The 9,541-nt window shown below is 55.5% G+C and carries 10 protein-coding genes and 1 pseudogene; 2 read left to right on the forward strand and 9 right to left on the reverse strand.

The annotated features are described in order from the left end of the window. Window positions 1-261: 261 nt before the first annotated feature. Entirely contained in the window at window positions 262-546 is a 285-nt protein-coding gene (locus G0D83_RS12500) for a hypothetical protein (RefSeq protein ID WP_164194305.1), read from the reverse strand. A gap of 170 nt (window positions 547-716) precedes the next feature. Further along, window positions 717-1,007: an HU family DNA-binding protein gene (locus tag G0D83_RS12505; RefSeq protein ID WP_164194308.1), complete on the reverse strand. Its 291-nt coding sequence runs from the start codon at window positions 1,005-1,007 to the stop codon at window positions 717-719. A gap of 180 nt (window positions 1,008-1,187) precedes the next feature. Here G0D83_RS12505 and G0D83_RS12510 point away from each other — a divergent pair, with 180 nt between their 5' ends. Beyond that, window positions 1,188-1,994 (forward strand): hypothetical protein, encoded by an 807-nt coding sequence (locus G0D83_RS12510; protein WP_164194311.1) that lies wholly within the window; start codon window positions 1,188-1,190, stop codon window positions 1,992-1,994. Between the two features lie 46 nt (window positions 1,995-2,040). Here G0D83_RS12510 and G0D83_RS12515 read toward each other — a convergent pair whose 3' ends face one another. From G0D83_RS12515 to G0D83_RS12535, 5 genes are all read right to left on the reverse strand, one after another. After that, window positions 2,041-2,220 carry a hypothetical protein gene (locus tag G0D83_RS12515; protein ID WP_164194314.1) on the reverse strand — a complete coding sequence of 60 codons (180 nt, stop codon included), beginning with the start codon at window positions 2,218-2,220 and terminating at the stop codon, window positions 2,041-2,043. Window positions 2,221-2,498: 278 nt separating this feature from the next. Beyond that, window positions 2,499-4,019, reverse strand: a complete 1,521-nt coding sequence (locus G0D83_RS12520; RefSeq protein WP_164194317.1) for a hypothetical protein — start codon at window positions 4,017-4,019, stop codon at window positions 2,499-2,501. A gap of 72 nt (window positions 4,020-4,091) precedes the next feature. Further along, window positions 4,092-5,396 (reverse strand): phenylacetate--CoA ligase, encoded by a 1,305-nt coding sequence (locus tag G0D83_RS12525; protein ID WP_164194319.1) that lies wholly within the window; start codon window positions 5,394-5,396, stop codon window positions 4,092-4,094. A gap of 23 nt (window positions 5,397-5,419) precedes the next feature. Next, complete coding sequence (locus tag G0D83_RS12530; RefSeq protein WP_164194322.1) at window positions 5,420-6,043, reverse strand: acyl-homoserine-lactone synthase; 624 nt, start codon at window positions 6,041-6,043, stop codon at window positions 5,420-5,422. Between the two features lie 68 nt (window positions 6,044-6,111). Next, window positions 6,112-6,834, reverse strand: a complete 723-nt coding sequence (locus G0D83_RS12535) for a LuxR family transcriptional regulator (RefSeq protein WP_164194324.1) — start codon at window positions 6,832-6,834, stop codon at window positions 6,112-6,114. Window positions 6,835-7,256: 422 nt separating this feature from the next. On the opposite strand from G0D83_RS12535, the gene G0D83_RS12540 reads away from it, so the two are divergent. Next, on the forward strand, window positions 7,257-7,703 hold the full coding sequence (locus G0D83_RS12540; protein ID WP_164194327.1) for a lipoprotein: 447 nt from the start codon (window positions 7,257-7,259) through the stop codon (window positions 7,701-7,703). 1,142 nt (window positions 7,704-8,845) lie between these two features. Here the strand turns inward: G0D83_RS12540 and G0D83_RS12545 are convergent. Then, on the reverse strand, window positions 8,846-9,220 hold the full coding sequence (locus tag G0D83_RS12545; protein WP_164194330.1) for a GIY-YIG nuclease family protein: 375 nt from the start codon (window positions 9,218-9,220) through the stop codon (window positions 8,846-8,848). Window positions 9,221-9,340: 120 nt separating this feature from the next. Beyond that, window positions 9,341-9,541, reverse strand: a pseudogene (locus G0D83_RS12550) (hypothetical protein); the annotation flags it as partial.

Genomic DNA, 9,541 nt, shown 5'->3' on the forward strand with positions numbered 1-9,541 from the left:
CAGTTCAGGACAGCTTTTGCGGCACTCTCCCTGGTATAGCTCCACCCCTTCACGGGTCAGAACCTGCTCTACCTGCATGGTCTTGGTCCATGCTCGATATCCGATCTTAAGCTTGCTTCCCTTCAGAAGACCTTGGGTGAGCCAAAAGGTATTTTCCCCCGACGGCCGGCGTGGGATAAATTGCTCGAACATGCTGCTGCCTCTATTCTTAACAAAGTGCTACGCTAGTAGAGAATAGGACTCAAGGATAAATCGGACGTGTCAGTATTCCTGCCCACCTCTTTTATGCAATCTGATGGTTTGTTGGACCGCTTTGGCCAGCTGGGGCAGGTCGACAACCGACTGGCGATACCCGGTTTCGGGGCCGAAGTGGTTGGAAATCTGCTCGAGGGTCCAGGCAGGATCGCGCTCTGCTTCTGGCCGGAGGAAGAGAAGTGTGCTGAGCGACACAACATCGCTTTCATCGGCAATCAGGTCAGGACAAGCGCGCCCGATGGCTTCGTGCAAGAGGGCAGGCCCTTCGGACCAGACTTCGGCAAACCTCACGGCAATTCTCCTGTTCTGCGCAGGAGAGGTTAGTGGAGGGCGATTTGTGGAAGATTAAGATTTCGACGATTGCGAGGATCGCCGAGTTCTCGGGGCCGACCGTTGCGGGTGCTTGCGCTTCCGAGAAGGGGGTGGTTGGCGCCACATGACCAAGGCGCCAACCAGCAGGATCAGGCGTTCACGCTGTCCTTGATAGCCTTGGCCACGGTGAACTTCACCTGGCGGTCGGCTTCTTTCTGCATCATCTCGCCGGTGGCGGGATTGCGGACCTCGCGGGCCGCGCGATCGCGGGTCGAGACCTTGCCCAGGCCCGGGAGGGTCACTGCGCCGCCGGCGGTCACTTCCTTGGTCACCACGGCAGTCAGGGCATCGAGGATCGCAGCGGTGGTTTTCTTCTCGGCACCGGCCTCTTCGGCAACGGCAGCCACGAGCTCCGCTTTGGTCATCGGCTTGGTCGTCATTGGGGTAGTTCTCCATGTGTTGAGCCCTGACTATAGACCAAGGACAGGAGGATGTCCAACTATTCTTGCATAATTTCGCCCCCAGTAATAGCACACCCAGCAATCATCCGCGCACGGGGTCCCTTGCGACGGGGTCTCTATCTTTCAAGACAAGCACCCATTACAAGGAAGTGAGAAGACATGTTTTTCCCAGAGAACGACGGCGGTCGTTACAGAGCCAAAAGCCGCCCTATGCCGCATGAGAAGACCCTGAAACAATTCACCAACGGTGGCCCGGTGGTTCCTCATGATCGTCTTCCAGACTTCGCGAAAGAGCAGCTGGTCAAGGTCCCGAAAGTGCTGCGTCAGCTCGCCGTTGAACTCAAGAAGGCCCTGGATTCAGGTGAGGATGCTATGTCCTTCAGGGGTGATGACGACGCCAGGATTCAAACCTTGGAGCCAGAACATCCGGATCTGCGCGCCTTCGTAGTTTCAAGCTGGCTGGTACTGTTATCAGATGATCTCAGCGAGTTCATCGGTGGTATTGGCGGCGGGATGACCTGGATCGAAGAAAGCCACCGTGGGAAGGGCTACGGCACTGAGATGTTGCTGACCGTCGAAAGAGCGGACAGGAATCTTCATATCCTCGCCCCGGGGTTCTTTTCAGAAGGCGGGTACGCAACCCGGAAGGCGGCCCACAGGCAGGCATGCCAAGAAGCTCACGATGCCGGCCAGACGCTTCATCCCGAAAACTATGGCGCCTATGGGATCGAAGTCGTGCGCGGGGTCGATAACCAGCGCGTGACGGCCGCTTTGGTGAAACACTTCGCCGACCTTCTTCGGGATGATGAGAGCACACGCATGGAAGTGGCCGAAGAGCGCTTTGCAAAGCTCAACGCTATCGAGATCATCGAGGTCGCTCGGGAGACCCTTGGGGCAGACGCGCTCGAGGACCTGGGCTTCGAGGATGTCCGTGACCTTGCACCGCAGTTTCCCGCTGCTGGCTGAGCATCTATAAAAAGGAGGCATCGCCAACACTGGGTGATGCCCTTATTCACATGATGAGCGCTGGGGTTACCTCGTTCTCCTGCTCGTAGTCCCAGTCGATGTCAGCCGTAGATGGCTCCCAGCCCTCAGGGATGTAGACGTGCTCGATCTCGCAGAGCCCGCCCGGGCAATCGACCAACTCCTTTGGCCAGTTGACGCATGTAGAATAGAAGGTGTGATCGCCCATGCTCGTGTCCTTGGTGGTATCGAGGAGGTGAGCAGGGCGATGACTGGCACAAAATCCGGGCCTACCGCCTTCTCGCGTCGTCGAGGAACCGGATTGTGTGCGTCAGGCCGCTCTCAATGTCCGCCATTGCTGTCCGGAAGACGGCGGAGTTCTCAACCTGGTTTACGGCGACTTGAGCGGCGATCGGGCCACCGAAGGCACCTACCGCGGCGAAGATGATTGCGTGGAATGCTCTCATGGAATGCAAAGAGCCCCGCCATCGAACGGGGCCCCATCTCTCAGTCTACAGGCCGTGCGTTCAACACGTCGCCGAGCATGGTCCAGTCACCGAACAGCAGTGGGACGACAGACTGCAGCAGCATAGGGGCGTCGGGCTCGAGGTGAAGCGATGCCGTGTTGCCGGCACCTTTGGCACTCGCGATCCAGTCGACCACCAGTTTCCTCTGATCCTCTGGAAGCATCGCGAGCTGGCTATCAGCCAATTCATCGATTTCAGTACCGGTCATGTCCAGTAGAACATCATTGAGGCCAGTTTCATCCAAGATGATCTGGAACTCTTTCAGCTTCAGAGGCAGCCTCATCGCGATGACTTCCGGGGACGCATTTTCAGGAACTTTGGACGCTTCGCCCATCTCAAGAACGACGTCGGTCTTCAGGTCCAAAAACGATGGCATCTCATGACCGAGGCTCACATGGATGATCCCATCCTCGATACTGCTCCGAGTGTTCAGTGACAGTCCGATGGGGGCCCTGAGAGGGGAGGTTTCCGGAAGCGCTTCAAACGTACTGAGATCGATCCCGAGCCCTTCGATGGCGATACTCCCCTGGCTGGAGGCCTCTCGCGACGCGTTCCATAGGGCAGCGATGTCAAAATCAGGAGGTGTCGGCATCGCATCATGTCCAATGGCAACGAGCGCTGCCGGGCTCATGGCAAATTCCACTAGCTCGTTCATGCCGGCCGTGGCCAAGCCGATCGCGCTGTCCGCATCGTATTCGCCGTGCGTGGCGAAGCTCTCGAGAGTGATCGGTGCTGGAAGCTGCGGCGTCAGGACAGAGACGTCAGAGATGCTCACGTTGCTCTCGAACTTGATGCCGGTGGGCTGAGTGTAAAGACCGTTTGCCAGAAGCTGCAGAGCTTCCAAATTGGCAGACCCGACCTCGACAGCGAGGTCGCTGTCATCGAAGTGCAAGCCCGAGAGACCAGCCTTGATCAGGCCGACACAACTTCCAGCAACCGTTTTTGCCGACAAGCCCAGATAGACATCATCTGTCTCGACCTTGAGACCCGTATTCGACGCCTCCAGTGCGACATCTTCCAAAGAGACCTCAAGCCCCGTCTTGGAGAGCGAGCACATGACATCCATCGGATCCACATCTGGCCCGGCGGAGCTCAATTCGCGGAAGGCCGCGAGCTTTTCAGGATTGAGCCCAACGTGAAACTCTCGCGCTGTAAGGACTCCAGCATCATCCGCTGACCTTACCCCCTTGGCGACGACATCGAGCCAGGAGTTCTCTCGATCTTCCCGAATACTTAGCTCTTTGAAGAAGATCGCTGGATCGGGACCTTGGAGGGTCAGCCCTTCATAGATCACGGTTCCATCCGCGGCGGTGCGCTTGCCTTGCCAAGTTGCCGAAAGGTCCTGCAAGGCATCATCGGGAGCGTCGACAATGCCGAGAACCCTTTCAATGGCAGGAGAGAGCTCTGTCACTGGACTTCTTGAAGGCGTCATGGCGTCCACTACGCCTGCAGTAGAAATCAGCGCGAAGGCGGTCGCGCAGCCGGTAAGGTGATGCCTCATTCTTTTCCTCGTAAAACCGACTAGGAAGTAGAAAGCCGGAGTTTACAAAGCAAGAATTGGAGTTGCGTTTCCCTACAAGCTGATGATCGCGCCCTGCCTTAGGTCGACAACTCCGGAAGATGTCTCCAAGGTCGCCTCAACACCAGCCTCTGACTCAAAGACTTGCTGTGCGAGATTGGGGGACAGGGCATCTATCAGGTTATCGATGCTGTAGATCATCTGCCAAGTCAGGTTTCTGAAGGGGGCATCCTCATAGAACCGGGAGTGGATCGATACTTGATCGTGTCCAAGAGAGGTCTTGCGAATGACCAGCATTGGGCGCGTGGACATAGTCTGAATTTGGGAGACCAGCTTTTCGAGCGAGGCCACCTTCAGCTTCACTCCCTCAATTGAAACCTTACGCGCGACCGAGCCAAGATACCGAATTCTGTACCCTTTGGTTCCGCAGGCACAAACATCTGCGTCGGAAGTTCGCTCAACAAGCACGCCTGTTCGAACCCGAATAAGGGCCGGATACTCTCTGACAAGATTTGTGGTAACCAACTCACCGCGGTCTGAATTTTGACCCGCGGCAATGATTTCCGTGTAATGGTGCTCGGCGCCAATGTGGAATTCATCGTCTCGGCAATGATGACACTGATATCCAACGAGCCCCATTCCGGCATTGAATAGAAGTCGGTTTATGCGGATTTGATGCCCTAGCGCTTGGATGACACTCTTTCGCGCAGCTTCAGAAATTCTTCCCATTGCAATAATGGTTCGCAACGCTGGAAGTTTGACGTTGTTGTCTGCAATGTGCTTAGTGTATGCGAGTATCTCGTTTTCATGAGCCAGCCATACAGTCACTCCGCACTCTCGCATTGCCTGAACACTGTTCTCTACACCGTGTTCTGACGCAAGGGGGACGACGTCGCAATTAACTGCATCTGACAGGCAAACAATTCCATAGCTTAGAATTGCGGATGTTCTCGAGTAGGCCAAGGCATCGAGACCGCCTACGCCCAGGGCTTTGAGGTCGCTGGCTATGGCTTCCGCCTCTTTGCGTACATCGCGCGTAGCCGCCTTCATTGTGAAGGGGTAAGTTCCTAGCCAAGTTTTCGAAATCATCGTGGCGCTATTGAGGCGTATATGCGAATCTCTTGGCTGCCTTACGTAGCGAGGTAAAATACCTATTAGCGCTGACATCGGGTCCGCGCCAATTTCCTCTTGAGAAAGATGGCACTTGTAAAATCTCTTTGTCGTCGGATCGCTTAAAACTTTAGTGAGGAATTCGGGTAGAGTATAAGTCACACAAAAGACCTTTGCAGTTTGGGATAATCCAATACTTTGGAAGATGTTGCACACCACCCTTCTTTTAAACTGACCATACTCTACCATCTCATCTTTTGGTTGTCGCGACGCTAAGCCGCGACAGATTGTTCCCGATCGTGGTCCAACTCGTACTCGTCAGTGAGCTGGTTGACCACCTCCTGACTGACCTTAAAGAGGCCACATGTGGTTTTTAGGCCCTTATCGTACTGTACGACGGGACCCAAGCGCTCGAAAGTACAGCCAGCTCTCTTAAGGATACGTTCCACGTAGATGTCGTATACCGACACAACATTGTGCATGCCAGAAGCGTAGGCTTTCTCGAAGAGTCCCCTAAGAAGTTCACGGGTTACATGGTTGATGCCGCTAGCTGCGTAGCTCTTGGCAGCCTCGGTATCGACACAGAAGCGGCTGCTTTCCCATACGAGAGGATTTCGGATCGGCTGATCGTCGCCCATGACCTCGGGGAATACGTCCGCAAGCATGTGCGGCCCCATCGTAGGCAAGAGCCTCAGAGAGGCCAGGAGCTTGCCGTTCCCGTCGGAGACGACGACATAGAGCGGGTTGAGGGTGTCAAAGTGATCGTGCTCACGGCCATCTTCGACGACCACGCGCCATCCTCGGCGGTCCTTGAAAGAACGAGCGCGCAATTGGAACATCTGGTCCAAGAGCTCGGTATTCTCTGCGCGGTTAGTGTCATCTATGTAGTGAAGCATGAAGGCCTCCATTTGTTGTGTTTCGGGTGAGTTTGAGAGGCATCGAACCAAACTCACCCGAGAGGCATCTATATCGTAATGATGCCCATTCGCATCGCTTTCGCGACGGCGTTAGTTTTGTTCGATGCCTCAAGTTTGGCGGTGGCGTTGAGCAGATAGAATTTGATCGTGCTCTCTTTGAGGTCGCAAATGATTGCGGTCTCTCGGGCAGTTTTTCCGAGCGCAGCCCACCGAAGTACCATGCGCTCCTGCCTGGAAAGGCTTTTGGCCGGCATCAGGAGGTCGTCCTCCCGGCAAGCATGTTCGTGAAACAGATATGCGAGATACTGTATGTCGGATGCCGTCTCACGGGTGTAGAGGTCAAACTCTGATTTTTTCATCCCCGAATTTATCGAGAACAGAGCCCGCCGGCCGAACTGGTCCCTGATGGGGACAGTGAGACCGTTGGGGTTCACGCCGAATTCCCCGGCTTCCCCGAAGAACGTGCGTATCAAGGGGTCATCCCTCTTGATGGTTGACCAATCGAGTGGAAGAAAGCTCTTGAAACCCTGCTGGACGACGGGATCGATGAACTGGTACTCCATCTCGGCATAGCGGCGATGCCAGTCCTCAGAATAGGTCGTGAGAACAGTGCCGCCGTCCTCTTCGTCATCATCTTCCAAACGCAGGTATGTGAAGTTCTCGATCCCCACCATGTCCCGCAATTCTCTCAAAACGGCCTGTGGAGATGCATTCCCATTGGTCTTGCACCTATCTCTCACCGCTTCGAAAACCCTCGATATGTCTAGCATCCGTCTCCCTGACCGTCACCATTAGTTTCGGTGTATCCAGGTATCTGTGCATGATGTAGAAAACGAAAACAAACGCTTACCAGAGGAAGCTTACGCTACCGTTGCACAAAAGTGTCTATCCGACTGCGTGACGAAGGATCACCAGACGGGTGTCTGACCCATCTCGTGAGAAGAGGCCAGTGCTGGCTCGAAAGGACGCGCGACAAGGGCGTCCTCCAATCGAGCGCTTGAGTTACGTTGGTCATGATCGGCTCTTGCCTAGACCATTTGGCTGATTATCAAAGAGCGGACGCTAACGACCTGCTGGGATTAGCGTGTTCCGGTCGTCTATCCATGATCGCTGACGATCGCAAGGATAAAATCCGTTCATCATGTTTTTTTTCTTTTTGTCGTAGGGTTGCGCCAGATCAAAAGGATAGATCATGAAACGATATGCTTTCCTCGCTCTCGGCCTTGCTGTTGCTCTGGCCGGCTGTAGCGCCTCAACGTTCACGTCACTTCCCATGTCGGCGGCCGAAGTGACCTTTGACAGCAAACAGCCGCCCCGCGGCAAGCTCAGCTACATCGAAAGCGGTACCGTGCTGCTCTCGGACGGCGAGATCCACGAGGCAGCCGTGGTAGCGCGGGCAGGGCGCCAGGCTCTGCGCAAGGCTGGATTCGAAATCTCGCAGGATGTGACCATCGGCGAGAACGGCCACGTGATCGGGAAGAAGCCAGTTGGTCCTCTCGATGATGACACGACCATGGGCGTCTACTTTAATAAGGTCGAGGGCGGCTACGAGGTCAAGGCACTCATGGCGCGGGAGCCGAATGCGATCCTGGCCCACGAAACCAACCTCACTGTCATGCGACAGATGGAGGAGTTCTGACGCTTCTGGGGTACTCAGGACATGATCGTCGAAGACTGAGAGTGACTACACTCTGAAAACAAGAAAGGCTCCGGCAGAGTGATCCACCGGGGCCTTGCGACCGAATGCTATAGCCATTCCCTGATTTGGCTGAAGTCGGTGTCATCCTAGAGGAGGCATTCCCCCCGGGCGATCTTCGATTTCAAAATTGCAGTGTGGGTTGCATCTATGGGGTGTTTTATCACCCGTCATGCCATGAGCCGTCAGAACCGAGGTATAGTCCATCCCCAACGTAAGCTAGCCCGCCGTCACCTCCAAGAGCGGAATAAAGCATCGCCTCGAAGTTCTCTTGTCCAGAAGACTTTCCTGTCCGCCCCAAAAGCTCAGATGTCGTCCTTTTTCTCGAACCCACCTCTTGGAAAAACCTATCGTAGTCTCCTGTGGCAGACATGAATGCTTCAGCAAATCGCGCTACACCCTCGTAGAGATTGAAGGTCGTCTGTGATAGAGCGTGTCGGACTGTGCGCCCTTCGTTGACGCTAGAACTACAATCGACAGGGCTGTATGGTCGTGGGAGATCGCGGGAGTAGTCAGCTAAGATTTGGAGGTCGACACCTCTCCTTCGCAACCAAATGTTGGCGCGATCTCGGCCGTTGAAATATGTGTAGATTACGCGATGAGTCTTCGATGCGGGCTTTAACGGGCGCCAGCCTAGCTCTTTCAAGTGATACGCCATCGTCTCAATATTTACCAGGCCAACGACACGCGGAGAATCAGGCGGTGGCGCCATGCCCTGAGGAGTCTGCACAGCCTCCGAGCGCTTGCACTCAATTCTTCCGCCGCAGTCCCAATCGAGGTACTCAATTCGCCGGACCTTGCCTGGTCTTAGCTTGCCGTTCTTAAGCCGAACTAGCACCCTGTCGCCTGGGCTGATATCTGTGCGCAAACAATTCATGTTGTAGTCGACCCGTCCGCCGGGAAAGTCGACAAATGCCACGAGATAGGTCATGCGGCCTCCACAACTGAACCGCCGACTTCCATCCCGAAATGAACGGTCTGACTGATTACCATGCTCCGGACCCTGAGCTACTAACTGTATCGAATACTCTAGGTCATTGCAGACCATCTTTCTGACGAGCGGTCAATGTCCAGCTCGTACTATCTCAATGGGGCTCGAGCTTCCGACGTATCTCATGCTCGAGCAGTTGCCCCTCGTTCAGCAGCCTCATCGCCTGAGAAACCAGAGACGGTGTCACGAAGAACCACTCGGATGGCTTGGACGCATGTTTGCGCTCGTCCTCGACCCTGACGTCGGCGCGGCCGGCCTCGAAGAATTTGTGCATGAGGCCTTCAACATCCTTGGGCACGTATCCGTGGATCTCGAACTCGGCTACGACCTCGACCGGTGCGTTGAGGTATGTGGTCTCACGTGTCGACCTCGCGATCCGATCCTTCACGTGTCCTCGGGTGGTGCCGATCTTGAACAGGATGCCTTCGTGCTCCTGAACAACCGGACGCTTCGAAAGGCTCTTCACCACGTAGACTACGCCCGTACGGGTGGAGTGATCGAAGAGGGGGCCCGGGCTGGAGTTCTTGAAGATGACCCTGCGACCGTTCTCGTCGTCTCCTAGGGACCTTTCCAGAGACCGCAGAAGCCCTCAGGACTCCGTGCCGTTTAAGAAGATCAGGCGCGCCCGGGCGTCGGCCTGGCAGTGCCAGTTGCTGAACCAGTTCCCGATCTCGGCAACATAGGTGAGCTGGCCGCTCAAGACGAAAAAGTCACGATAGTGCCCCGCGGCGTGGTGTAGGAAGCCGCGAGCGTCGCTGATCGCGAGGCTGGCGGTCATCGTCGATCTTCG

Source organism: Salipiger sp. PrR003, from assembly GCF_010500785.1.
Lineage (GTDB): Bacteria > Pseudomonadota > Alphaproteobacteria > Rhodobacterales > Rhodobacteraceae > Salipiger > Salipiger pacificus_A.